Genomic DNA, 24,665 nt, shown 5'->3' with positions numbered 1-24,665 from the left:
TCCCGGAGTGCGAAGCTATTCACTTTGGTGACGGTCGTCAAAGTTTCGACTAACGAGAGTCGTGAGGCGTTCGACGAACGACCCGCGGGGCCTCGACCGTCCTTTGTGGTCGTGGCCCCGCGGGACGCTGCCGGGCATCACCGGGATGCCTGATCCCCGTGATGCGGGGTGCTGTCCGCCGCGGTGTCGATGCCGGCGGACGCGGTGTCGATGCTGATCGACGCGAGGGTGATCTGCTGCGCCGCGCGGACGGTGGCGGCGAGGGAGGCCGGATCCCTGCTGATGCGGTCGCATCCCGCGCGCATGGCGCCGGACAGCAGTTCCACGGTGAGCCGCACGTCGTCGACGCCGCGGAACTCGCCGCCGGCGACGCCGTCCCCGACGACCTTCTCCACCTCGGCGACGAGCGCGGTGAACGGGTTGTCCCGCCCGTCCGGCAGGTCGGCGACCATCGGGCTGGAGCTCGGCAGGAACATCAGCCGCATCGCGTTGGTCGTCGACCCCGACAGGATCACCTCGACGATCTCGCGCAGCCTCGCCGCCGCCGGCTCCCGCGACCGAGCGGCGATCGCGGACACCTGCTCGGTCAGCGGACGGCTCGCCCGGCGCGCGAGCTCCAGCACCAGCGTCCTCTTGTCGGCTGCGTAGTTGTAGAGGGTGTTGCGCGCGAGACCGGCCTCGGCCGCGATGTGGCCCATGGTGATCGAGTCGTAGTCGCGTTCGAGCAGCAGCCGCCGCACCGCCTCGGTGAGGTCGGCCCACACCCTCTCGTGGTGTTCCTCGATGGTGGCGGCTCGGATCCGCGGCATCGTGCTGTGCTCCTCAGTTGGTCACTGCGGCGAGGTCGGGCTGGTTCTCCTGGTGGATCGCGGTCAGCTTGACACGGGTCAGGCGCCAGCCGTCCAGCGTGCGGACCGCCTGGTTGTCGTAGAAGCCGACGACCAGCCAGCGGTCGGCGTCCGGCAGCCAGTGTTCCGCGCGGACGTGCGCGTGGATCCGCGCGGTGTCGCCGTCGATCTCGACGACGTGACCGGTGATGGCGTGGTGCGTCGCCTTGAACGGCGCGAAGGACGCGCGAAGCGCCTCGGCGTAGTCGGTCAGCGGGATCGTCATCTCCGGCATGCCCGTGACCGAGGCGAAGTCCAGCGTGGGCGTGTCGGTGAAGACCCGGCCGGGCAGGGTCGTGAACTCCTTCAGGTCCGCGATGTCGGCGTACCGGCTGATCAGTTCGATGAGCTCGGCGCGATCTTCGAGCGTGGTCATGGGTCCTCTTCCACAGTTTTGGGGGGGGGGGGCGGGCGGGGGAGCGCGACGTGGGGGCGGAAGGGCACGCGGCCGGCCGGGTCCCCCCACACCTTTCGCCACACCCCTGTACTTACCGTCCCCGCGGGGCCCCCCCAACACGGCAAGGAGCCGGAACGGGCGGTTCGACCGATGCGCGCGGCGCAGCCGGAAGGCATGCTGTGCCCATGGCCGTCGATCCACGTGGTGCCGACCTGAAACGACTGCTCGCCGAGGACCCGGGCGGCCCGGTGGTGATGCTGAACCTCCTGCGGTTCGCCGAGGGCGGCGCCGAGTCCTACCGGGAGTACGCGCGTCACCTGCGCGAGACGTTCCTGCCCCGCTACGGCGGTGAGATCCTCTACGCCGGGACCGGCTCCACCGCACTGGTGGCCGAGGACGGGCAGAGCTGGGACGCGGTGGTCGTCGTGCGCTACCCGGACCGGGCCGCGTTCAGCCGCATGGTGGCCGACCCCGCCTACCAGGAGGTGACGAGGTTGCGCACGGCCGCGTTGACCGAGGCTGTGCTCCAGGCCACCACCCCCTGGGCCTGATCCACCCCGGCTCCCAAGTCCACAAGGGACTTCCCGCCGCGGTGAGCCGCGACGCGCCGGTGAGCGAGGTTGTACCCTGGGGGTAGCCGGGACTGCGTTCGTCAGTTCTCCCGGACCCCTAGCGCCGTGCGTCAGCTCCAGCACTGCTCGCCGTGAGCACGCACAGGACGCGGAGAAACTCGGAGATCATGCAGCCAGAGAACGGCCTTTTCAGCCACCCGGACACGGACCACCTGGACACGACGCCCCACTCGGCGCCCGATCAGGACCAGCGGTCCTACACCGGCCTGTTCCGCGAGCCGGCCGACACGCCGCAGAACGCCACCGAGACGGCCTGACGCTCAGGCCGGGTCACGACCACCCGTGCGCGGGCGGCTCACGACCGCACGCCTGCCGGCGTCTTCGGGTGGTCCTTCTGCGTGGTGTCGGCCGCGTAGTGCGCCACGGCGATCGCTCCGGTGATCGCCAGGACGAACCCGGCGGCCGCGGCGGTCACGTACCCGTCGCGGACGCGGTCGTCGAGGTAGATCAGTCCGACCGCCGACGACAGCGCCGTGTTGGTGGTGAACATGATCGCGGTGACCGACGTCGGGCCGCCCTTCTGCAACGCCATCGCGAACACCACCGCCGCGGCGAGACCGTTGAGGGCGATGGCCCACGCCGCCGGTTCCAGGACGAGCCGCCACACCTCGTCCGGGAAGTCGAGCGTGCGCGCCGAGATGCCGACGATGCTGTACGAGACGCCGGCGCCGAAGGCCAGCGCCACCGTCGCCCAGACGTGGTTGTGGTGCCTGGCGTAGTGGGCGATCGCCGCCACCGGAACCGCCATGAACACGAGGACCCAGCGCCACTGCGGTGGCAGGGACTGCGCCGGGCCCGGTTCGGCGGACACGCCCAGCAGGATCAGCCCGGTCGCGCCGACACCCAGCGCGGCCCATCCCGGTGTGCCGAGGCGGGAGCCCAGGAAGACGGAGATCGTGGCGGTCACGCCGACGCTGAACGCGAGCATCGACTGGACGAGGAACAGCGGCAGCCGGTGCAGCGCCGCGGCCGCGAACGCGAATCCCAGCAGGTCCACGCCGAGACCGAGGAAGTAGAGCCACTGCCGCCGGAGTGCGATGAGATCCAGGGACGTGCCGCCGTACGCACCCGCTCGGCGGACACCCGTGGACGCCAGGATCGAGCCACTGCCTGACGCCAGGGTCGCCAGAACAGCGAGTGCGTATCCCAGTGCCATTCGTCCATTGTGGCATTCGGTGCCACGAGACCTCAGCGGAGCCCGGATCGAGAGGTCGGCTCCAGCCGGACCGTGGTCTCCGTCCGGCCCACCAGCGCGGACACGGTGTCGGCCACGGCCGCGCACCGGGGATGGCTGTGCACGGACTCCAGGACGCGGGCTCGGTCCGCGTCGTCCTCGAAGCGCCGGATCCAGACGAAGCTGTCCTCGTCGTCGATCGCGGTGAAGGACCCGACCACCGTCATGCCCCTCTCCTGGTGCAGCGGGATGACGGTGTCGTCCATGTACCGGGCCAGCTCCGCGCCGAAGCCGGCGCGGGCGTGTTCCGTGCGGATCTCGTAGAACATCGGTGCTCCTCCTGGGCGGCTGTCAGGACTCGGGTGCGGTCCGTGCGGCGGCGAGCGCGTAGACGTCCGGAGACCCCTCCCACGGGCAGGTCCGCCGTACGGCCCAACGGGTGATGAGCCAACGGCCGTGCAGCCTGCTCAGCGTCAACTGCCAGAAGCCCCGCATCGTGCAGAAGTCGACGACGCCCGGAGCTGCGGGAACGTGGTGGTAGGCGACCACGTGCACACGGCACTCGGCTTCGTCGCCCGCCAGCCGCACCAGCGGGGTCGAGGCGGCGTGGTGGGTGCAGTCGAAGCCGTCGAGGGTGCCGCGGGCGAGCTCGACCAGGTCGGCGGCCGCCACGGTCGTCGGCGGCCTGCCGAAGTGGTGGGTCGACAGGTCCAGCAGCACCTCGTCGGCGAACAGCCGCCGCAGCGAGGTCCAGTCCCGGTCGTCCTGCGCGTGCGCGAGGCCGGCAACGACCTCGGCGATGGCGGCCCGGTCGGCCAGTTCGTCCGGTGTGCTCACGTCCGCACCTCCGTTTCCGTCCGGGGACGTTCGATCAGCGGCAGCACCAGGCGGCTGGGCCGGGACGGCCCGTGGTGCACCCGGTTGACCGCGACGACCAGGTCGTCCTCGGTGCCGGCGGCGATCGGCCCGCCCGTGTTGGTGTTGCGGTCGTAGCGGGGGAAGTTGCTGCTGGAGACCTCGAGCCGGATGCGGTGCCCGGCGAGGAAGACGTTCGAGGTGACGCACAGGTCGACGGTCAGCTCGCAGACCGTGCCGGGCTCCAGGAGCGCCGGCTCGGTGAGCGAGTCGCGGTAGCGGACGCGCTGGACGCCCTCGCACAGCAGGATCGCCCTGCCGTCGGGGTGCACGTCGACGAGCTTGCCGGTGAAGTCGGTGTCCGCGGCCGAGCTGGAGACGTGCAGCACGAGGGTGACGTGGCCGGTGACCTCGACCGGGCGGTCGAGGACGGCGGTGGTGAAGCACAGCACGTCGTCTCGTGCCTCGACCGCCGCCTGGTCGGCCGGGCCGGGGTGGGCGCCGGGCGCGCCGGCCAGCACGGTGCCGCCCAGGGTCGGTACCGGGCGGCGCGGGTCGTAGAGGAACGTGTCCGTCGCCTCGGTCACCGCGGCGTCGCGCGTCAGGACGCCGTCGCCGGTGGCGGTGTTGGCGCGGCCGCCACCGGCGAGGAAGAAGTCGGTGTACCTCGTGTCGGGCAGCGGCCAGTCCGCCTCGTCGCGCCACTCGTCGACGCCCATCACGAAGATCCGGACCCGGTGGGTGTCGCCGGGGGTGTCCGTCCGCCCGCGCACCGAGCGGTCGAAGAACCTCAGGTGCTCGCCGGTGACGTCGGCGGCCTTGATGCTGCCCGCGAGCCCGAACGACCGGTCGGGGTAGGTGCCCAGGTCGGTGCCGTCGGCGTGCGACCAGGGGCCGACGACCAACCGCTGACCGTCGCGGGCCGCATCGCTGCCGCCGTGGCGGCGCATCGTCGTGTACGACCGCATGGTCTCGCCGATGAACACGTCGTACCAGCCGCCGATCTGGAGCGCGGGGACGGTGATGGCGGCGCAGCGGTCGATCGCGGCGACCTCCTGCCAGAACGCGTCCCGTTCCGGATGAGCGAGCACCTCGCCGACCCACGGCAGGTGGCGCGTCATCACGTCCCGCCCGGTGAGCGGCAGCGGATCGTGCAGCAGCCTCGGATGTTCCAGACCGGACAGGAGCGCGCGCACGTCGGCCGGGTCGCCGCGGCCCTCGTCGAGTTCGCGCCGCAGGGTGCGCAGAGCCGACAGCGTGCCCCACGTCAGCACGGCGTCCTGTGACAAGGCGCCGCCGGGGGAGTACCACGGCGCTCCGTACAGGTCGGCGGAGCTCATCACGGGCGCGATCGCCCGCAGTCCAGGTACGTCGCGCACGGCCGCGAGCCACTGCGTGAACCCCATGTAGGACCCGCCCCACATCCCGACCGCGCCGTCACACCACGGCTGCTCCACCAGCCACGCCAGGGTGTCGGCGCCGTCGCGGCCCTCGTGGACGTTCGGCACGAACACGCCGGGCGATCGGGAGGTGCCGCGGACGTCCTGCGCCACCACCGCGTACCCGGCTCCCACGAAGGCGAACACGTCCGGCAGCTTCGGGTTGCCGTACGTTCCGGCGTCGTCCTTGCCGTAGGGGGTGCGGACCAGCAGCACGGGGAACGGTCCTGGCTTCTCGGGCCGCCACACGTTGGTGGCGAGCGAGACGCCGTCGCGCATCGGCACGGCCACGTCCACGTCGACGCGGAACGTCATGCCCGCACCTGGTCCACCGCGAGGTGCAGGGGCTGCTGCGTGATCATCCAGTGGCTGAACGCCGCGTAGTGCCGCGCGAACTCCTGCGGCGTGGGCGCGTGCTCGACCGCCGCGGACAGCTCCGCGACGTGGGCGTACCGCGGGATCTCGACGGCCTCGTAGGTGGCGAGCGCGGCGGCCACGTCGCCGGTGGACCCGAGCAGGTGGCCGAGCAGCCCGGCGTCCTCGATGCCCAGCGTCGCGCCGGCGGTGATGTGCGGCGACATCGCGTGTGCCGCGTCCCCGGCGAGCGCGACCCGCGCGGAGACCCAGTGCGGCAGCGGCGGTACGAGCATGATCTGGTTGTGCAGGACCAGCTCCTCCGGCGTCGCCTCGATCAGGTCGGTCAGGACGCCGTCCTCGCCCGCGTCCTCGAGGTGGCGGGCGCGCTCCAGGGCCTGCTGCTTGCGGGTGCCGGTCAGCGGCGGTGACTGGAACTGGTTCACCAGCCAGTAGACGTTGCCGTCGTGGGTGCGCACGTAGCCGCCCCGGCACCCGTTCGTGCCCAGGATCAGGCGGTTGCGGAGCACGGTGACTCCAGCGGCCGGGATGACCGCGCGCCAGGCGTGGTGGCCCGCGTGCTCCTGCGCCGGGGTGCCCGGCACCAGCTGCGCGCGCACCGCCGAGTAGGTCCCGTCCGCACCGACGAGCACGTCCGCCTCTTCGGCGGTGCCGTCGGACAACCGGACCTCGACGTGGCTCGCGTGCTCCTCGTACTCGCGGAAGCCCGTGTCCAGGCGGATGTTCTCGCGTCCCACGGCATCGGCGAGCAGCTCGTTCAGCTTCGCGCGGTGCACCAGCAGGTACCGGTGGTCCTCGACCCCGAACTCCGGGGTGTCGAGCAGCCGCCCGGCCTGGTCGTGGAAGTACATCTCGCTGGGTTTGCCGATGGCGCGCACCTGCTCGCCGACACCGAGCTCGTCGAACACCGCCAGCGCGTTGGCCCAGAGTCCCAGCCCGGCCCCGGCGGCGCGGATCTCCGGCGCCTGCTCGCAGATCACCACGTCGGTCCCGGCTCGCCGCAGTGCGAGTCCCGTCGTCAGTCCCACGATTCCGGCACCGATCACCACAGCCCGCGTCACAGTCGTTTTCCCGTCATGTCCCTGGTTTCCACCGAGTTCTCCTCCGACGTCCCCGACGCTAGGAGCCACTGCGGATTAACACCAGTGCAACTATGGTACGGAGGCATTTCGCAAGTGATAATCGGCGGGTGGACCACATCGATCTGAACCTGGTCGAGGCGCTGGACGCGCTGCTCGCCGAGAACAGCGTGACCAAGGCCGCAGCCCGGCTGCACACCTCGGCGCCGGCGATGAGCCGGGCCCTGGCCCGGTTGCGACGTGCTCTGGACGACCCGTTGCTGGTGCGGGCCGGACGCGATCTCGTGCCCACACCTCGGGCGCTGGAACTGCGCGGTGAGGTGCACGCGGTGGCGACCAGAGCGCGAGCGCTGTTCGCGCCGCCCACCACCGCCGACCCGCGGACCGCGGTGCGCATGTTCGACCTGCAGGTCACCGACATGCTGTCCACGACGTTCATCCCGTCGCTCATCGACGACCTGCGGGTGCAGGCTCCGGGCATCTCGCTGCGCCTGCGCCCGGAGAGCCTCGAGGACACCCCGGCGCTGCGCGAGGGGTTGCTGGACCTGGAGATCGGCAGCATCCGGCCAGGTGATCCGGAGATCCACTCGGAAACGCTCGTCACCGAGACGCTGATCGGCGTCGTCCGGCCGGACCACCCGCTCTCGAAGGTGAAATCCGTGACGCCGCAACGGTTCGCCGAGGCCGATCACATCGTCGTGTCGAGGCGCGGCCGGGCCCACGGCCCGATCGACGAGCAGCTCGCGGATCTCGGACTGCGGCGGCGGGTGGCGGCCGTCGTCCCGACGTTCGCGAGCGCGATGTTCCTGGTGCGCGAGACCGATGTCGTCTGCGTCGCTCCCGCCGGGCTGGGCAGGCCGATGCTGGACACGCTCGGCCTGCGCACGTTCCCGATCCCGCTCGCACTGCCGTCCGTGACGATCGGCATGGCGTGGCATCCGCGCAACCACCACGACCGCACGCACCAGCTGCTGCGGGAGCGCACCCGTCACATCATGGCCGCGGCCGCGGAGAGGAGGTGACCGGCTTGGCGCGCACGCGGCGCACGACCTCGATGAAGCCGGTCACCACGAACGCGAGCCCGATGCCGACGGCCATCGCCAGGAGCGTGTTCTCCTGGAACAGAACGCCGCCGAGGTAGCCGGTGAGCGCGGTGTAGGTGCTCCACGACGCGGTGGCGAACGCGACGAACATCGCGTACTTGCCCAGCGGGTAGTCGACGAGCCCGGTGGACAGGGTGGCCAGGTACCGGCCGACCGGGATGAACCGCGTGGTCACCAGGATGAACCCGCCGCGGGCGTCGAGTTCGCGGGCGAACCAGTCGTGCGCGGCACGGCGCTTGCTGCCCGGTGGCATCCGCTTGAGCACCCGTGCGCCGAGCAGCCGTCCGACGGAGTAGGGGACCAGGTCGCCGAGGAAGGCGCCGAGCGTCGTGGCGGCGACGACCAGCACGATGTTCGTCTGCCCGGTCGCGGCGTACACGCCCGCGACGATCACGACGGGCTCGCTGGGGATCAGCGGGAGGAAGGAGTCCAGAAAGGACACCGCGGCGAGCACGGCGTACAACCACGGTGAGGAGATGAGCGTCTCGGCGAGCCGCAGCCAGTCGATCACGGGGAGATCCCTTCGGGAACGGCCTTCCAGGCCGGGAAGAAGCACTCCCGTGGCATGGGTGTACTCGCGAACGTCCTGCGCGACAAGGACTTCTCACCCTTGTGGCGCCGCAGTCGGCGACGATCGCCGCACCTTGAAACTAGGGACGTCCTGATGCGACGACAAGTGCGTTCTCGGCAAGGGAGCATTCGCTCTCGCGCAATCCGGCCGGTGCCACCGGCGGTGCGTCACTCGCCCTCGAACGCCCTGCGGAGCTTCGCGGGGGCCTTGAGCCGCCACGCCTGCTCGACCAGTTCGGCCAGCTGGTCCTCGTCGGCCTTCGCCAGGTCGACCAGGACCGACCCGTGCCCGTCGTAGTGCGGTGTCGTGTAGAAGGCCGGGTCGCCGGACGCGAGCAGCGCCGCCTTCTCGTCCAGGTCGCACATCAGCACGAGCCCGCCTTCGGCCTCGGTCCGCAGCCGTGCGAAGCCCTTGCCCGCCACCTTCAGCGACGGCGTCCGGTACCAGGTCGCCACCTCGACCCCGGGCAGCCGCGACGCCATCTCCACCACGTCGTCCCACGTCGCCATGCGCGCCATCGTGGCAGCCACGGGGCGTCCCGGTCTTGGACGAATGGAAACCCCGGCGGCACCGCGCTCAGTCCGGGGTGTCGCTGATGTTCAGCGCCAGTTCCGAGTCGGTGACCGTCACGACGACGTGCTGTCCGCCGCGCAGGTCGCCCGAGAGCAGTGCGCGGGACAGGCGCCGGTCGAGCTCCCTGCCGATGGTCCGGCGCAGCGGTCGTGCGCCGTACTCGGGCACGTAACCGCGGGCGGCGAGCCAGTCGACGGCCTGCTCGTCGACCTCCAGCGTGATGTCCTGCTCGCGCAGGCGCTGGCGGGTGCGGTCGAGCAGCAGCGAGGTGATCTGCCGCAGCTGGCCCGCGTTCAGCCCGCGGAACAGGATGATCTCGTCGAGGCGGTTGAGGAACTCCGGGCGGAAACTGCGGCGCACGGCCGCCATCAACGGCTCCCTCAGCTGCTCGACCGCGACACCCGAGGTGGCCGCGGCGAGGAGCTGGTCGGCGCCGATGTTGCTGGTCATGATGATCACGGTGTTGGCGAAGTCGGCGGTGCGTCCCCCGGCGTCGGTGAGCCTGCCCGCGTCGAGCACCTGCAGCAGGGTGTTGAAGACGTCGCCGTGCGCCTTCTCGATCTCGTCCAGCAGCAGGACCGAGTACGGGGCGCGCCGGACCGCGTCGGTGAGCTGACCGGCCTCCTCGTAGCCGGCGTAGCCCGGCGGCACGCCGATCAGCCGCGTGACCGCGTGCTGCTGCGAGAACTCGCTCATGTCGAACCGGATCAGCCGTTCCTCCGAGCCGAACAGCGCCGCGGCCAGCGCTCGCGCGACCTCGGTCTTGCCCACGCCGGTCGGGCCGAGGAACAGGAAGGAACCGACGGGCCGGTGCGGGTGCTTGAGGCCCGCGCGGCCCTGGCGGACCGCGTCGGCGACCGCCTCCACCGCCTCGTCCTGCCCGACGATCCGCTGGTGCAGGTGGTCCTCCAGGTGGAGCAACCGGTGCCGTTCGGCCTCGGTGAGCTGGGCGACCGGGATGCCGGTGCTGCGGGACACGACCTCGGCGACGTCGTTCGCCGCGACCTGGGGCGCGCCGGCCAGCGCGGCGCGGGCGGCCTCCAGCTCGGCGACCGCCCGGTCGAGCTCACCGGCGAGGAACACGGCGTCCTCGCCCTGCGCGGCGTCCTTCTCCCGCTCCAGCCGCCGCACCCGCTGCTCGAGCCGCACCGGATCCGGTGGCATCGGGGACTTCTCCCGCAACCGGACCCGCGCGCCCGCCCGGTCCACCAGGTCCACGGCCTTGTCCGGCAGGAACCGATCGGTGACGTAGCGGGCGGACAGCTCCACGGCGGACACGATCGCCTCGTCCGTGATCCGCACGCCGTGGTGCATCTCGTAGCGGCCGCGCAGCCCGCGGAGGATGGCGATCGCCTCGTCGACCGACGGCTCGGCGACCTGGATCGGCTGGAACCGCCGCTCCAGCGCGGCGTCCTTCGCGATGTACCGCCGGTACTCCTCGGCCGTGGTGGCTCCGACGACCTGCACCCGTCCGCTCGTGAGCACGGGCTTGAGCATGGCCGCGGCGTCCATCGGCGCACCTTCCGCGCTGCCCGCGCCCACCACGACGTGCAGCTCGTCGATGAACAGGACCACCATCCGGTCCGTGGCGGCCACCTCGGCGATGACGCCTTCGAGCCGTTCCTCGAACTCGCCGCGGTACTTCGCCCCGGCGACCATGCCCGCCAGGTCCAGCGAGATCAGCCGCCTGCCGCTCAGCGTCGCGGGGACCTCACCGCTCGCGATCCGTGCCGCGATGCCCTCGACGACGGCGGTCTTGCCCACACCGGGATCCCCGATCAGGACGGGGTTGTTCTTGGTGCGCCGGGACAACACCTCGAGCACCTCGTCGATCACGTCCTCCCGGCCGATCACCGGGTCGAGCAGCCCGTCCCGCGCCGCGGCGGTGAGGTCGCGCCCGAAGCGGTCGGTGCGCCGCGTCGCGGACTGCGGCTCGACGAAGCCGCCGAACAGCTTTCCGACCAGGTCCTCGAACGAGCGGGACCCGAAGCCGAACACCCAGTCGTCTGCCATCGGCAGCCATCTCCGCTCGATCGAGGGGCCTGCGTCTCCGATTGTCCGCCTCCCGCGCCGCGACCACAGACCAGGCCGGAATCGGAACCGGCGAGTTCTGGTGGTGCGTGGGCCGGTTGTCTAAGGTGTCCGCCATGGTGAGACCACGGCGGGTGACAGCGCCCGTCGTCGGGCTCTCGGTGCTGCTCGTGTTGTCGGTCGTCGCCTGGATCGGCGGTGACGCCGTCCTAGACCGGCTCAACGCGACCCGCTGCACGGATCCGGCGACGGTCCTCGTCACCGCGGCCCCCGCGGTCGCGCCGGCCCTGAGCGAGGTCGCGGAGGGGCTGGGCGCGGCGGACGACGACTGTTACCGAGTCGAGGTCAAGGCCGAACCCGCGCGCGAGACGATGACCCGGCTCGTCGCCGGCCAGACCTCGCCCTCGGTCTGGGTGCCCGAGTCGACGATGTGGTTGCGGCAGGCGCGGGACTCCGGTGCGTGGCGGGTGCCCGAGGCGGGCATCTCCGTGGCGCTGTCGCCGGTCGTGCTCGCCGCCAAGGAGTCCGTGAAGGGGCGGACCTGGCGGGAGCTGATCGGGCCCGGTGCCACCGCGGTCGCGGGCATCGCCGATCCGGCCAGGGATCCGGCCAGCCTGTCGGCGTTGCTGGCGCTGCGCGGGCTCGCGTCGGCGGAGAAGGATCCCGCGGCGGCGACGGTCGCCGCCATCAGGCCCGTGTCCGCCGACTACTCCGAGCGGGCCGAGGACCTGTTCGCCCGGCCGCTCGACGTGTTCCCCACGTCCGAACAGGCTCTCGAACGGCACAACTCCACGCCCGGCACGAGCCGGCTGACGGCGGTCGCGTCGGAGAACCCGTTGCCACCGCTGGACTTCCCGTACGTCGTGCTGCCCGATGCGAACGAGGCGCAGCGGGCAGGGGCGGAGAAGTTCCTGGCGCGGCTGCGGTCCGCCACCGGCTTCGACAGGTTCGGCCTGCGCGCGCCCGACGACAAGGCAGCCGGTCTGGACCAGGGTTTCGTGGACGAGACGTTGCGCCTGTGGAGCGGGCTCACGCTGACCGCGCGGGTGCTGGGTGTCCTGGACGTGTCGGGCTCGATGAACCAGCTCGTGCCCAGGACGGGAACCACGCGGATGGCGCTGGCCGTCGGCGCGGCCGAACGCGGCCTCGGCATGTTCAAGCCCGGCACGCAGATCGGCCTGTGGAAGTTCTCCACCAGGCTGGACGGAGACAAGGACTACAAGGAGATCATCCCCTTCGCGTCCGTCAAGGAGCACCTCGCGAGCGGCCAGGCCGTCGCCGCGGTCCGCGCGACCCGGGCGACCGCGAACGGGGCCACGGGCCTCTACGACACCACGCTGGCCGCCTACCGGGAGGCGCGGAAGAACTGGGAGCTCGGCCGCATCAACATCGTCGCGATCATGACCGACGGCCGCAACGAGGACCCCGACTCGATCAGCCAGCGGGAGCTGCTGGACGAACTGGCCAAGCTGCAGGACAAGCGCAGGCCGCTGCCCGTCATCGCGATCGGCATGGGCCCGGACGTCGACGTCGACGAACTGACGAGGATCGCCGACGCGACCGGCGGCCGGGCCTTCACCACCGCCGATCCCGCCGGCATCAGCGACATCTTCGCGCAGGCGCTGAGCACGATGCTCTGCCAGCCGCCTGCTTGCCGCCCCCAGTAGCGCAGAGCGTCAGTACGGGTCGTACGGGCCGTCGTGGCCGAAGAGCCGCGCGACCGGCCGCAACCGCAGGCGGAGCAGAACCTTGATCCACACGTTGCGGGCGAACCAGGGCATCTCGGCGAGCACCCGCCTGCGATCGGCCCAGCCGGGCTGCGTCAAACGGAAGCGCGCGAGAGAACCCGCCCGGTCCACGTACACGTACCGGTTGCCGCACAGCACCTTCACCAGGATGCCCGCGGTGACCCCGATGGACGAGAAGGCGTCGTGGACCAGGATCTCGCCGTTGGGAACGAGATTCTCCGACCACAGCATGTCGTCGGTGTAGGTCCAGTAGTCGTGCTTGCCGTCGATGTACAGCAGGTCGATGCGCTCGTCCCACTCCCGGCGCAACGCGGTGCTGTACTCGGCTTCGAGCCGCACGACGTCGGTCAGGCCCGCGCGGGCGAGGTTCTTCTCGAACCGCACGCGGGTGGGGGTGCCGCCGAACAGCCTGCCCTCGACGAACGGGTCCACGGCGACCACGGTCGCCCCGACGGAGCGCGCCGCGATGCCCAGCACGGTGGTGGATCTTCCCTGGTGACTGCCGATCTCGACGATCCGCGCGCCGGGACCGAGCCGCAGGGCGGCTCTCCACAACATGGTCGCCTGGTCAACTGTCAACCACCCGGGAACCTGGTCGCCCAGTTCCCACGCCTGTTCGAACGTGGTCGGAGAAGTCATCGCCACCTGCCTGGTACCGGCCCCAGAACGGTCGTGGTGGCCCAAGATAGCGACAGTCGCCCGCGAGCACTACCCGGTGGTAACTTCCTGCGCCATCAAGAGCCTGAAGATCGCACATCGGAACCCGACGACGTGGGTGCTCCTCGCACTCGCGGTGCTGTCGTTCGCCCAGCGCTTCGGAACGGCCACGTTCGACACCAAGCTGGACCTGGCCGTCAACCCGGTCGGGTTCCTGGGCAGGGCGCTGCACCTGTGGAATCCCGCGGCCACGGCCGGTGAGTTGCAGAACCAGGCCTACGGCTACTTCTTCCCGATGGGGCCGTTCTTCGCGGCCGGCCAGGTCCTCGGCCTGCCCGCGTGGATCACCCAGCGGCTCTGGTGCGCGCTGCTGCTCTGCCTCGCGTTCTACGGGGTGCTGCGGCTGGCCCGCGCGCTCGGCATCGGCCAGGAGCCGACGAGGTACGCCGGTGCGCTGGCCTACGCGCTGGCCCCTCGGGTGCTGACCGAGATCGGGCCGCTGTCCGCGGAGATGCTGCCCGCCGTCATGTTGCCGTGGGTGCTGCTGCCACTGGTGCTGGCAGACCGGTCCGGGTCGCCCCGCCGGGCGGCGGCGCTGTCCGCGCTCGCGGTGCTGGGCATGGGCGGCGTCAACGGCGCGATGGTCGTGATGGCACTGGTCCTCCCGGGCATCTGGCTGCTGACGCGCAAGTGGAACCGCGCGCACGTGAAGCTGGTGCTGTGGTGGTGCGGCTGCGTCATCGCGGTCGCGCTGTGGTGGATCTTCCCGCTGCTGCTGCTCGGGCGGTACAGCCTGCCGTTCCTCGACTACATCGAGTCGGCGGCGAACACCACCGCGCCCATGTCGCTGTTCCAGGTGCTGCGCGGGACGAACCAGTGGGTCGCCTACGTGCTCCAGGGCGAACCGTGGTGGCCCAACGGCTTCCTCCTGGTCGACAACCCGGTGCTGATGGCCGGTACCGCGCTGGTGGCGCTGATCGGCGTCGTCGGACTGGCCCGGCTGGGCCTGCCGGAACGCCGGTTCCTGGTGCTCGGCACGCTGGCGGGGCTGACGCTGCTGACCGTCGGATATGTGGGATCGCTCGACTCGCCGCTCGCCGAGGTGGTGCGCGGACTCCTGGACGGGCCGCTCGCGCCCCTGCGCAACGTGCACAAGTTCGAACCGGTGCTGCGGTTGTGCCTGGTGCTCGGGTTCGTCCACGGGCTGCACCTGTCGCGTCCGGCCGGTCTGCGGGCCGCTCCGGAGCACTGGCGGCGGCGGACCCGGACGGCGGTGGCCCTGGTGCTGATCGCGGTCGTCGCGGCACCCGCGTGGCTGCTCACCCTGCGGCCCGGCCCGGGGTGGTCCGACGTGCCGGGCCACTGGCGCGAGGCGGCGGGATGGCTCGCGGAACAGGACGGCAGGGCGAGGACGCTGTTGCTGCCCGCCACCGGTTTCGGGCAGTACACCTGGGGCAGGACCGTGGACGAGCCGATGCAGTCGCTCGCGGAGGCCCCGTGGGCGGTGCGCAACCAGGTACCGCTCGGGTCCGAGGGCAACACCCGGTACATGGACGCCGTCTACGACGCGCTCGCGGACGGGCGCGGCTCGGCCGGGCTGGCGGACTTCCTCGCGCGAGGGGGATACCGGTACCTGCTGCTGCGCAACGACATCGCGCGTGAACCGACGGGTTCGCCGCCGCTCACCGTGCTGCGGCAGGCGCTGCAGGGATCCCCCGGCATCGAGCGCGTCGCCCAGTTCGGGCCCGAGGTGCGGATGGGCGACCAGCGGCTCGTCAGCTCGGTCGACGCCACCGCGACCGGGAACGCGCTGGAGGTCTTCGAGGTGAAGCGGGCGGTCCCGGTCGTCACCGCCGTCGGCGAGGCGGACGTGCCGACGGTGAGCGGCGGGCCGGAGTCGTTGCTGCCGTTGCTGTCCCAGGGGTTGGTCAAGGCGGACCAGCCCGTCGTCCTCGCCGGCGACGCCGCGGGGCGCAGCGGGGAGCTGCTCGTCACCGACGGCCTCAGGCGCAAGGAGCGCAACGTCGGCAGGGTGTCCGACAACCTCAGCCAGACGATGTCCGCGGACGAGGCGTCCCGGCAGGGACGCGTCGCGCTGGACGTGTCGCCGTTCCAGGACACCGTGCACCAGACCGTCGCGGAGTACCGCGGCATCCGGGCCGTGCGGGCGTCCACGTCGACCGCGTACGCCGATGCGGCGGGGGCGATCGACCCGGCGAACTCGCCGTTCGCGGCGGTGGACGGCGACGGCGGGTCCGCGTGGCACTCGTCGAGCTTCACCGGCCCCGTCGGGCAGTGGCTGGAGATCGACCTCGACACCCCGCGCTCGGTCGGGGAGGTGACGCTCGACCTGGTCGACGACCTGCGGGTGGGCTGGGCGGTCACCCGGATCAGGCTCACCACCGACGCGGGGGACAGCGAGCACGACGTCCCGTCCGGCGGCGGCCCGCACGCCTACCCCGTGCGCGCCGGCCTCACCGGCAGCGTGCGCGTCACCGTCCTCGGTGTCGCCGCCGACCGGCAGGACGGCAACGTGGGCGTGAAGGAGCTGAGCGTGCCGGGCATGACGGCGCAGAGGGCGCTGCGCGTGCCGCGCGACCGGGAGGCGGCGAAGCCGGGTTTCTCGTTCACCCGCGGCAGCCAGTCGCGTCCGGCCTGCTACCGGACCGACGGCGCGGTGCGGTGCGACTCGTCGCTGTCCCGCTTCGGCGAGGAGGTCAACGGGCTCACGCGGTTGTTCCGCACCTCGGCCGACGGGAAGTTCGCGGTGAACGCCACGGTCGTGCCTGCCGCCGGCGCGAAGAACCCGGTGTCGCCGGAGGGGCTGACGATCACGGGGTCCACCTCGCTCGCGGGCGACGTCGCGGCGAGCCCGCTGTCCGCTGTGGACGGTGACGCCGGCACCTCGTGGGTGCCGGACGTGACGGACCTGCGGCCGACGCTGACGCTGGTCTGGAAGGGAAAGCGCACGCTGTCGGAGTTCCGGTTCGAGGGCGCGCGAGGAGCGAGAACACCCGTCGAGCTGGAGGTGCGCACCGACGCGGGCACCGAGGTCGTGCGCGTGGGCGCGGACGGTCTCGTCACGATCAGGCCGGCGGACACCGAGAAGCTCGAGCTCGTCGTGCGCGAGTCGAGCGGTGTGGGTCCGGCCGAGATCGGTGAGCTGCGGGTGCCCGCCCTCGACGGCGTGCTGAAGCCGGTGCCCGCGACGACACCGTTCACCGTGCCGTGCGGCCGCGGCCCGGTCATCGACGTCGACGGCAAGAAGATCAACAGCTCGGTGTCCGGCGTGCTCGGTGACGTCGTGGCCAACCGCCCGCTGAAGGCGGTGCTGTGCGACGACGACCTGGCGACCGCCCTGGAGCTGCCGGCCGGCGACCACGTGCTGACCACGTCGCGGTCCGATTCGTTCGTGGTGCAGGACGTCTCCGTCACCCACGTCGAACTGCCGAAACCCGTTGCGACGCACCGTGAGGTCGCCGTGAGGAGCTGGGACCCCACGGACCGGGAGGTCACCGTCGCGCCGGGGGCGCGGGCACTGCTCGTGGTGTCGGAGAACGTCAACGACGGCTGGACGGCGACCCTGAACGGGCAGGTGCTGGAGAAGGTCAGGGTCGACGGCTGGCGGCAGGGGTACGTCCTGCCCGAGGGCGACGGCGGCGTGGTGGCGCTGGAGTTCGGCCCGGACACCCGGTACCGGACGGGCCTGCTGATCGGCGCGCTCGGAGTGCTGGCGGTCCTCGTGCTCGCCGCGGTCCCCGTGCGGCGGCGGGTGACCTTCGTGGAACCGTCGCAGAGCCGGTGGCTGATGGTCGCGATGCTCGTGCTGCTGGCCGTGCTCGGCGGCATGCTGCCGATCGTGGCGGTGATCGCGTGCCTGCTGGCGCGCGAGTTCTGGGCGGCGGCGCCGAAGGTGATCGCGGTGAGCGGGATCGCGCTGGGATCGGCTGTCGCGGTCCTGGGCCGGATCCTCGGCCACGGCCAGGAGTGGGCCTACGTCCCGCTGGTCCAGGCCGCTCTGCTGGTGGCGGTCTCGGCGGTGGTCGCGGCCGCGTTCGGCCCGTTCGGTCCGCGCGGGGACGCGACCTCGCCGTGATCAGGCCTGCCGGGTGCCGCGGACCTCGATGACGGTGCCCGCGACCACCAGGCCCGCCGTGGCGAGCAGCGCGCCGGTCACGACCTGGGCGACGGAGCCGTTGAGCCACAGGGTGATCAGCGCGACCTCGGCGGCCACCGCGATCCACACCGCGACGGTGGACCGCCGGTCGCCGCTCGCGATCCGGGAGAACAGCAGCAGCTGCACCAGTGCGAGGCACGACCCGACGAGAGCGAACTGCCACAACGGGATCGCGTCGCCCTGGTAGTTCGCGCCACCGATCAGCGACACGCCGAGCGGCCCGAACAGCGCGCAGCCCACGACCACGAACACGTCGAGGCCCGCGCACACCGCCAAGGCCTTCGGCAACATTCGGCGGCGATCGTCCGCGTCGGCCATGCGGGGCAGCACGAGCACCCCCACCGCCTGCGGCAACCAGTACGCGATCTTCGTGACGACCGCTCCCACGGCGTAGCCGCCCGCCTGACCGGCGAGCTGGTGCCGGGCGAGCACGAGGTCGAGGTTCACCAGCAGCACCAGCGCCAGCATCGCCTGGGACGCGTGCAGCACCTCGGCCCCGCCGGCCGGCCGCGCCGGGCGGGGAGCGCCGCACAGCCGCCACCCGGTCAGCACGACCAGGAACGAGCCGATGGCCGTCCCCGCCAGCACCGAGACCGAGGAGGGGGAGAGCCACAGCCCGATCACGCCGCCACCGACCTTGCCGAGCCCTTCGAGCGACACCAGCAGCGCCAGCGCGCCGAACCGGTGCGTGCCCTGCAGAAGCCCGTGCAGGACACCGAGAACCGTGAGCGGGGTCAGCGACAGCGCGAGCCACACGACCGGCCACGGGCCGTCGAGGTGCAGCAGGCGGGCGAGCAGCGGCACGAGGGCAAGGGTCAGCACGGTCATGCCCGCGCTCACGCTCAGGCCCAGACCGAACAGGGGACGCGGGCCGAGGCTCGTCACCCGCAGGGCGGCGACGGTCTGCAGGCTCATCGCCGGCACCACACCGATGACCACGAGCGCGAGCAGCGCGCTCAGCTCGCCGAAGATCGCGGGAGCCAGGGCTCGCGCGGCCGCGATGGTCAGCACGTAGCTCGCGGCGTTGGCGCCGAGCAGTGCGCCCGTGATCAGCAGGGCGTCCAGGCGGGTCGTGGTAGTTGCCGGAGCGGACACGCGGGATCCTTCCGGTGGCCGGGTCTGCCGCGAGCACTACCCGCGAGTACTACTGGCCGGTAGTTTCGGCGACTGTAGCCCCGGCGCGACCGGAGAGGGAGCAAGTGCGGCCGAACGGACCGAAGCTCTACGCCACGTGCGCGATGCTGGCGCTGGCCGCCCTCGCCCCCGTGCTGCGGCCGGGCTACGTCCTCGTCTACGACATGGTGTTCACGCCGGAGCAGCCGGTGAACGCCGCGGCGTTCGGGCTCGGCGACGCGTTGCCGCGGGCGGTTCCGGTCGACGCCGTGGTGGCGCTGGCGACCCAGGTGGTCCCCGGTCAGCTGCTGCAGAAGCTGGCGCTGCTCGCGATCGTCTTCGCCGGTGCGCTGGGCGCCGGGCTGCTGGTGCCGACGGACAAGACCGGCGTGCGGATCGTGGCCGCCGTGGCGTACTCGTGGAACGCCTACGTCGCCGAACGGCTCTTCATCGGCCACTGGACGCTGCTGCTGGGCTACGCGGCGCTGCCGTGGGTCGCGATGGCCGGGCTGAGGATGCGCGCCGGCGAACCGCACGCGTGGACGCGGCTCGTGCTCGCGAGCCTGCCCGCCGTGCTCTCGGCGCCGGGTGGCCTTCTCGCGCTGGGCACCGCCCTGGCCACCGCCGGACGTCGCAAGGCGTGGCAGGTCATGGCGATCGGCGTCGTTCTGAACGCGCCGTGGTGGGTGCCCTCCGTGCTGCACGACGGGCTGTCGGACCCGGCCGGTGTCGAGGCGTTCAGCGCGCGCGGGGAGAACTGGGGCGGACCGGTGCTCAGCGTGCTGGGGCTGGGCGGGATCTGGAACGCCGAGGTCGTTCCGGTGAGCCGGGCCAACCCGGCGCTGCCCGTGCTCACGGTGCTGCTCCTGGGAGCGGCGGTCCTCGGTCTGCGGGAGCTGTCGAAACGCCTGCCCGTGTGGCCGCTGGCGGGACTGGGCGTGCTCGGCGCGGTGCTGGCCCTGCTCGCGGTGCTGCCGGGGGGCGTGGCGGTGCTGGAGGCGCTGATCGAGCACGTGCCCGGTGCCGGGTTGCTGCGCGACAGCCAGAAGTGGGTGGCGTGGCTCGCGCTGCCGTTCGCGATCGGGCTCGCGGTCGCGGTGGAACGGCTGCGCGCGCGGCTGCTCGTCGCCGTGCTGCTGCTCGGGTTGCTGCCGGATCTCGCCTGGGGCGGTCTCGGGCGCCTCGAACCTGTCCACTACCCGGCGGACTGGGCCGCGGTGCGCGAGAAGCTCGTCGACCAGCCCGGCGACGTGGCGGTGTACCCGTTGTCGGCGTTCCGCAGGTTCGACTGGAACGACCGCCGCACCCAGCTCGACCCCGCGCCGCGCTACCTGCCCGGCACGACCGTCGTGGACGACTCGCTGCGGGTCGGCGGGAAGGTCGTGGCGGGGGAGGACCCGCGGGCGGCGCGGCTGCGCGCCGGCGACCTGAGCGGCGTCGGCTGGGTGCTGGTCGAGCACGGGACACCGGGCCGGGTGGACGAGAACCTGCTGGCACGGCTGGAGAAGGTCCACGACGGGCCCGACCTGGCGCTCTACCGCGTACCCGGAGCAGTGCCCGATGACCCGTTCGGCCCACCCGTTGCGCCCGTTGTGCTCGCCTGGGTCGCGGCTGGGTCACTGATCGGTGCGAGCCTGTTGTGGAGACGGTTACCGGTCGGTAGATTCGCGTCACCCCGACATGAGGAGTAAGACGTGGAACTGGTTTCGGTGCTGGTCGCGATCGTCGCCGGGGCCGCGCTCGCCGGAGGGGTCGGCGTGATCGTCGTCGAGCAGAACAACCCCGACAAGGTCGTCGAGCAGCGGATCGAGCAGGGCCAGAAGGCCGTGGAGCCCGAGGTCCTCGACTACGGCTCCCGCTGACCGGGTGACAGTGGCCTTCTCCGGGGACCCGGCGGCCTCCTGGAGCATCCTGCTCGAGGCGAGCCTGCGCGAGGCGCCGGATCCCTCGGTGGTGGCCGCGCGGATGTCCCGTGCCTGCGCGGAGTTCCCGAACCTCGGCCCGGCCGCGGTGGTCCTCCGTCCGTCCGATTGGGACGGTGCGCGGACCGAGTTCGCCGACGGCCACTACCGCGCGGGTGATCCGCTGGTCCGGGTCGCTCTCGCCGGGGACTCGCTGATGATCGCCGCCCACCACGGCGCGGTCGACGGTCTCGGCCTGCTTGCGTTGCTGGGCGTCGCACTCGGTGAGTCCGTGCACAGCTCCGCGACCGGTGTGGCGTTGCGCAGCCCCGACCGGCCCTACCTCCTGAACGCGCTCGACCGCGTGCGCGAAGCCGTGTGGGCGCCTCCCACGCGCATCGAACCCTCGTTGCGGGGCACCGAGTCCGGCGACCACCTGGTGTCCCGCGCGCTGCCCGTCGTGAAGCTCGGCAGCGCCAGGCTCACCGCCGCCGCGCTGGACGCGACGCGGAAGTGGAACGCCGGCCGTGGTGCCGCGCACGGCCGCGTCGTCGCCGCGATCGGCGCTTCCTGGCGCAGCGGGGCGGATCCGCGTCCCGAGGCCGACAGCGCGCTGCTGAGACTGCGCCTGCCGGGCGGCGCGACCGAGGACGACGTGCGCGCGCTGCTCGCGGCGGCCGCGCCGGAGGCGGGCTTCCCCAGCGCGCACAACCCGTTGGCGCAGTGGGGGATGCGGCTGCTGGCGTCCCGGCTCGGCAGCACCTTCCTCGTGTCGAACCTCGGTGTGGTCAAGGGGAACGTCAGCGCCCTGCGCTTCTTCCCCGCGGCGAGCGGCCGGTCGGGCGTCGCGTTCGGCGTGGTGACGACAGGGGAGGCCACCACGGCCACGGTGCGTGTGCGGCGCAAGAACTTCGACGCGGCCGCCGCCGCGGGGCTACTCGACCTGTTGTGCGACGCGGTGCTCTCCGGCCACGAGGCGCGGAGGTAGCCGCAGGGCGCTGTGCAGGGCGCTCTCGAACGCGCCGAGGCTCTCCTCCCAGCTGAACTGCTGGGCGCGCTCCCTGCCCGCCGCGCCCATCGCCTTGCGCAGCGGCTGGTCCCGCAGCAGCGTCTCCGCGTGCCGGACGAAGTCGTCGAAGTCGTCGGCGAGCAGACCCGTGCGGTGCTCCACGATCGCCTCGGCCACGCCGCCCGCCGAGCGGTACGCGACCGTGGGCACGCCGTGGGAGGCGGCCTCCATGATCACGATGCCCCAGCCCTCCTTGACCGACGGGCACACGTGCACCCACGCCCCGGCGAGGATCTCGTGCTTGGTCTGCTCGTCGACCCAGCCGTGGAGGACGACGGCGTCCTCGACTCCGCGCTTGATCGCGTGCTGCCGGAGCACGTCCTTCCACGGGCCCTCGCCGACGAGCTCCAGCCGCAGGTCCGGCCACTTCGGACGGAGCCGCGCGACGAGGTCGATCGCGTGCTCCAGCCGCTTGTGCGGGACCAGCCGGGACACCGCGACGAGGACGGGGGCGTCCGTGCGCCGCGCGGTGACGGCGGGAGGCGCGTCCAGCCCGTTCGGCACGACCACGGTGCGGCGCAGCTCGACACCGAGCCGGCCCAGTTCGTCCCGCGTCACGTTGGAAACCGTGATGTAGCGGCACTTGCGGTACAGCCTCGGCGCGAGCCAGGACTCGATCCACCAGCCGATCCGGCCGAGGAACGGGCCCAGCGCGCTGTGCCACTGCTCGCGGTGCACGTGGTGCACCAGCACCAGGACGGGGCAGCGCGCGACCAGGCGGCTGAAGAAGGGCATGCCGTTCTGCACGTCCACGATGACGTCCGCGTCGGAGCGCAGGATCGCCAGGAGGGCATGCAGGTAGACCGTGAACTTGTTGCCGCGCCTGCGGAAGCGGACGCCCGCCACCCAGTCGCCGGACGGGGCGCGGTCGTGGCCGGCGCACTGGATCGACACCCGGTAGCCGAGCCCGGCGAGGCCCTCGGCGATGCGCTCGACGTACCGCTCGGAACCGCCGCCCTCGGGGTGTCTGGTGTCGCGCCAATTCACCAGCAGAATGCTCGGCCGGTAATGAGGACTACGCGACATCTGCCTCTCCCGATGCTAGGTTACTGCCAGGTAGCCATGGTAGACGGAATACGGGAGATGGCAATGGTCGAGATCGGTTCAGTTTCGGCCTCGGAAAAGTTGCGAAAGCCAACTTTCCAGCGTTCTGTTCGGCTTTTTCGCGCATTTCTGAAAGAACAGTCCGACCCCGACCACTTCTACCGGGTCCTGGCGGACGACTCAGTCGCGCAGGTGTCGTCGTACGTGTCGCTGAGCGGCTCCGTCGTCCTCGACGTCGGCGGTGGTCCCGGCTACTTCGCGGAGGCGTTCCGCGGTGCCGGCGCCCGGTACGTGGGCCTGGACCCGGACGTCGGCGAGCTGTCCGCCCGCGGTGAACCCGACCCCGGCATGATCCGCGCGAGCGGCACGGCACTGCCGTTCCGCGACGGCTCCGTGGACGTCTGCTACTCGTCCAACGTCCTCGAACACGTCAACGACCCGTGGCTGATGCTGGCCGAGATGGTGCGTGTGACCAGGCCTGGAGGCACCATCTTCATGTCCTACACGCCGTGGTACTCGCCGTGGGGCGGCCACGAGACCGCGCCGTGGCACTTCCTCGGCGGCCACTACGCGCGACGCCGGTACGAGCGCCGCAACGGTAAGCCGCCGAAGAACTCCTTCGGCACCTCGCTGTTCCCGGTGAGCGTGGGGGCGGTCCAGCGGTGGGCTCACCGCCAGACCGCCGCCGACGTGGTCGAGACGTTCCCCCGGTACCACCCGTGGTGGGCGAAGTGGGTCACCCGCGTCCCGGGGGTCCGGGAGATCGCCTCGTGGAACTTCGTGATCGTGCTCAGGCGACGTGCCTAGGCCGCCGTCCGAGCACTCCGAGAAGAATTCCGGCGAGCAGCAGGACCAGGCCGACGGAAAGCAGGACGATCGGTCCGGTGCTGCTGATCAGAGTCAATTTCGAGCGCGCCTCGGAGGCGCGTTCAACCGATTCTTTGACGGTCTTCTCGTTGAAGGTCAGGGTCGCGTCGAGCAGCACCGTTCCTTCTTTTCCGTCGGGCCCGAACAATGCCTGCCGCTGCTGCTCGGAACCCTTGACGATGATGCCGCTGACCGGTTCGACCCACATGGTCCGGGTGTTCTGGTAGCGGCGCTCCGCCTTGACCGAGGCCTCGGTGCTGTTCACCAGCTGGCCGGGCACCTCCTGGTCGCGGAACTTGGTCGACGGGATCTTCTGGACGAACTTGTAGACCTCGAGCCCGCCGACCTCGTCGGTGCCCTCGTACCGCGCGGTCGTCGCCTTGCGCAGGGTGGTGTCGAAGTACTCGTAGTCCTGGGGCTGGGTGTCGAAGGGGAACTTGTAGTTCAGGCCCTCCTGCTGCACCGCCTTGTCGGCTGCCGTGGGGTCGCCTTCGGCATCGGTCACGTACTGCTGGGTGCACTGCTGGAGCGCCATGTTCGTCCGCCGGTCGAGGCACACCCGGTGCTTCACCGCGGAGACGAGCTGGTTCTCGGAGTCGGTGACGACCAGGCCCTGGTCCCACACCATCACGTCGCCGTCGACCTTGGCCTCCGGCACGGTCAGGTTGCTCTCCACCTTGCGGGTGGCGGTCAGCCGCGCGTCCTTGACCACGAGGTCCTTGGGGTAGAAGACCTTCGCGGCGCCTTCCGCGACGGATTCCGTCTTCTGGTCGAGCGGCACGACCGCGAGCTCGGGGTACACGTAGAAGCGCAGGACTGCTCCGAGCGCCAGCGAGAAGATGCCCAGTCCTACCAGCACGAGGCTCGCAACACGTCGCACTCGTCCTCCTTCTGGGTGTGTTCCGGGTATGAGAGGGACGTCACAGTGGCGTGGAACCTACCGGACAGTAACCTCTGCGCAACCCTTCGACCG

23 protein-coding genes are annotated in these 24,665 nt (G+C 71.6%); 9 read left to right on the top strand and 14 right to left on the bottom strand.

Annotation, left to right across the window (positions count from 1 at the left end; genetic code table 11):
- Positions 1-137: 137 nt before the first annotated feature.
- The gene (locus ORI60_RS00560; protein WP_266032616.1) at positions 138-809 is read right to left on the bottom strand and encodes a TetR/AcrR family transcriptional regulator; all 672 of its coding nucleotides are present in this window, start codon (positions 807-809) and stop codon (positions 138-140) included.
- Between the two features lie 13 nt (positions 810-822).
- Entirely contained in the window at positions 823-1,263 is a 441-nt protein-coding gene (locus tag ORI60_RS00555; RefSeq protein ID WP_266032613.1) for a nuclear transport factor 2 family protein, read from the bottom strand.
- Positions 1,264-1,469: 206 nt separating this feature from the next.
- On the opposite strand from ORI60_RS00555, the gene ORI60_RS00550 reads away from it, so the two are divergent.
- Both ORI60_RS00550 and ORI60_RS00545 read left to right on the top strand, forming a co-directional pair.
- A complete protein-coding gene (locus ORI60_RS00550) occupies positions 1,470-1,835 on the top strand; it encodes a DUF1330 domain-containing protein (protein ID WP_266032609.1) in 366 nt (121 codons plus the stop codon).
- A 188-nt stretch (positions 1,836-2,023) separates the two neighbouring features.
- Positions 2,024-2,173, top strand: a complete 150-nt coding sequence (locus ORI60_RS00545) for a hypothetical protein (protein WP_266032607.1) — start codon at positions 2,024-2,026, stop codon at positions 2,171-2,173.
- A gap of 38 nt (positions 2,174-2,211) precedes the next feature.
- On the opposite strand, the gene ORI60_RS00540 is transcribed toward ORI60_RS00545, so the two are convergent.
- The 5 genes from ORI60_RS00540 to ORI60_RS00520 are packed head-to-tail and all read right to left on the bottom strand — an operon-like array spanning position 2,212 to position 6,820.
- Complete coding sequence (locus tag ORI60_RS00540) at positions 2,212-3,072, bottom strand: hypothetical protein (protein WP_266032604.1); 861 nt, start codon at positions 3,070-3,072, stop codon at positions 2,212-2,214.
- 32 nt (positions 3,073-3,104) lie between these two features.
- Positions 3,105-3,419 carry an NIPSNAP family protein gene (locus ORI60_RS00535; RefSeq protein ID WP_266032602.1) on the bottom strand — a complete coding sequence of 105 codons (315 nt, stop codon included), beginning with the start codon at positions 3,417-3,419 and terminating at the stop codon, positions 3,105-3,107.
- Between the two features lie 22 nt (positions 3,420-3,441).
- On the bottom strand, positions 3,442-3,927 hold the full coding sequence (locus tag ORI60_RS00530; protein ID WP_266032600.1) for a nuclear transport factor 2 family protein: 486 nt from the start codon (positions 3,925-3,927) through the stop codon (positions 3,442-3,444).
- Positions 3,924-5,699 carry a CocE/NonD family hydrolase gene (locus ORI60_RS00525; RefSeq protein WP_266032598.1) on the bottom strand — a complete coding sequence of 592 codons (1,776 nt, stop codon included), beginning with the start codon at positions 5,697-5,699 and terminating at the stop codon, positions 3,924-3,926. The genes ORI60_RS00530 and ORI60_RS00525 overlap by 4 nt, the downstream gene beginning before the upstream one ends.
- Complete coding sequence (locus ORI60_RS00520; RefSeq protein ID WP_266032596.1) at positions 5,696-6,820, bottom strand: FAD-dependent oxidoreductase; 1,125 nt, start codon at positions 6,818-6,820, stop codon at positions 5,696-5,698. Before ORI60_RS00520 ends, ORI60_RS00525 begins: the two co-directional genes overlap by 4 nt.
- Positions 6,821-6,948: 128 nt before the next feature.
- On the opposite strand from ORI60_RS00520, the gene ORI60_RS00515 reads away from it, so the two are divergent.
- Positions 6,949-7,860 (top strand): LysR family transcriptional regulator, encoded by a 912-nt coding sequence (locus tag ORI60_RS00515; protein WP_266032593.1) that lies wholly within the window; start codon positions 6,949-6,951, stop codon positions 7,858-7,860.
- On the opposite strand, the gene ORI60_RS00510 is transcribed toward ORI60_RS00515, so the two are convergent.
- From ORI60_RS00510 to ORI60_RS00500, 3 genes are all read right to left on the bottom strand, one after another.
- Positions 7,832-8,452, bottom strand: coding sequence for a DedA family protein (locus ORI60_RS00510; RefSeq protein ID WP_266032592.1), 621 nt, complete (start codon positions 8,450-8,452; stop codon positions 7,832-7,834). The two genes, ORI60_RS00515 and ORI60_RS00510, sit on opposite strands and share 29 nt — an antisense overlap.
- 227 nt (positions 8,453-8,679) lie before the next feature.
- The gene (locus ORI60_RS00505) at positions 8,680-9,021 is read right to left on the bottom strand and encodes an MmcQ/YjbR family DNA-binding protein (RefSeq protein WP_266032589.1); all 342 of its coding nucleotides are present in this window, start codon (positions 9,019-9,021) and stop codon (positions 8,680-8,682) included.
- A 67-nt stretch (positions 9,022-9,088) separates the two neighbouring features.
- A complete protein-coding gene (locus ORI60_RS00500) occupies positions 9,089-11,098 on the bottom strand; it encodes an ATP-dependent Clp protease ATP-binding subunit (RefSeq protein ID WP_266032586.1) in 2,010 nt (669 codons plus the stop codon).
- Between the two features lie 134 nt (positions 11,099-11,232).
- Here ORI60_RS00500 and ORI60_RS00495 point away from each other — a divergent pair, with 134 nt between their 5' ends.
- Complete coding sequence (locus ORI60_RS00495; RefSeq protein WP_266032584.1) at positions 11,233-12,783, top strand: substrate-binding domain-containing protein; 1,551 nt, start codon at positions 11,233-11,235, stop codon at positions 12,781-12,783.
- Positions 12,784-12,792: 9 nt separating this feature from the next.
- Here the strand turns inward: ORI60_RS00495 and ORI60_RS00490 are convergent, their stop codons facing one another.
- Positions 12,793-13,503 carry a class I SAM-dependent methyltransferase gene (locus ORI60_RS00490; protein ID WP_266032581.1) on the bottom strand — a complete coding sequence of 237 codons (711 nt, stop codon included), beginning with the start codon at positions 13,501-13,503 and terminating at the stop codon, positions 12,793-12,795.
- A gap of 76 nt (positions 13,504-13,579) precedes the next feature.
- On the opposite strand from ORI60_RS00490, the gene ORI60_RS00485 reads away from it, so the two are divergent.
- The gene (locus tag ORI60_RS00485; RefSeq protein ID WP_266032579.1) at positions 13,580-17,617 is read left to right on the top strand and encodes an alpha-(1->3)-arabinofuranosyltransferase; all 4,038 of its coding nucleotides are present in this window, start codon (positions 13,580-13,582) and stop codon (positions 17,615-17,617) included.
- Here the strand turns inward: ORI60_RS00485 and ORI60_RS00480 are convergent, their stop codons facing one another.
- Positions 17,618-18,793: a polysaccharide biosynthesis protein gene (locus tag ORI60_RS00480; protein ID WP_266032577.1), complete on the bottom strand. Its 1,176-nt coding sequence runs from the start codon at positions 18,791-18,793 to the stop codon at positions 17,618-17,620. It abuts the gene before it with no gap.
- Between the two features lie 104 nt (positions 18,794-18,897).
- Between ORI60_RS00480 and ORI60_RS00475 the strand changes: the two genes are divergently transcribed.
- Genes ORI60_RS00475 through ORI60_RS00465 form a run of 3 tightly spaced genes read left to right on the top strand, consistent with a single transcriptional unit; the run spans position 18,898 to position 21,700 of the window.
- A complete protein-coding gene (locus tag ORI60_RS00475; protein WP_266032575.1) occupies positions 18,898-20,502 on the top strand; it encodes a hypothetical protein in 1,605 nt (534 codons plus the stop codon).
- A gap of 3 nt (positions 20,503-20,505) precedes the next feature.
- Positions 20,506-20,673, top strand: coding sequence for a hypothetical protein (locus tag ORI60_RS00470; protein WP_170176092.1), 168 nt, complete (start codon positions 20,506-20,508; stop codon positions 20,671-20,673).
- Between the two features lie 4 nt (positions 20,674-20,677).
- Positions 20,678-21,700, top strand: a complete 1,023-nt coding sequence (locus tag ORI60_RS00465) for a hypothetical protein (protein ID WP_266032570.1) — start codon at positions 20,678-20,680, stop codon at positions 21,698-21,700.
- Here ORI60_RS00465 and ORI60_RS00460 read toward each other — a convergent pair.
- Positions 21,647-22,768, bottom strand: coding sequence for a glycosyltransferase family 4 protein (locus ORI60_RS00460; protein ID WP_266032568.1), 1,122 nt, complete (start codon positions 22,766-22,768; stop codon positions 21,647-21,649). The two genes, ORI60_RS00465 and ORI60_RS00460, sit on opposite strands and share 54 nt — an antisense overlap.
- A 102-nt stretch (positions 22,769-22,870) precedes the next feature.
- Between ORI60_RS00460 and ORI60_RS00455 the strand changes: the two genes are divergently transcribed.
- On the top strand, positions 22,871-23,632 hold the full coding sequence (locus tag ORI60_RS00455) for a class I SAM-dependent methyltransferase (RefSeq protein WP_266033897.1): 762 nt from the start codon (positions 22,871-22,873) through the stop codon (positions 23,630-23,632).
- Here ORI60_RS00455 and ORI60_RS00450 read toward each other — a convergent pair.
- The gene (locus ORI60_RS00450; protein ID WP_266032567.1) at positions 23,616-24,572 is read right to left on the bottom strand and encodes a DUF3068 domain-containing protein; all 957 of its coding nucleotides are present in this window, start codon (positions 24,570-24,572) and stop codon (positions 23,616-23,618) included. The two genes, ORI60_RS00455 and ORI60_RS00450, sit on opposite strands and share 17 nt — an antisense overlap.
- Positions 24,573-24,665 lie beyond the last annotated feature (93 nt).

It is taken from the genome of Lentzea sp. NEAU-D7, assembly GCF_026242055.1.
Classification (GTDB): Bacteria; Actinomycetota; Actinomycetes; order Mycobacteriales; family Pseudonocardiaceae; genus Lentzea.
The sequence above is the reverse complement of the archived record's forward strand: the minus strand, read 5'-3'. Positions and strand labels throughout refer to the sequence as shown.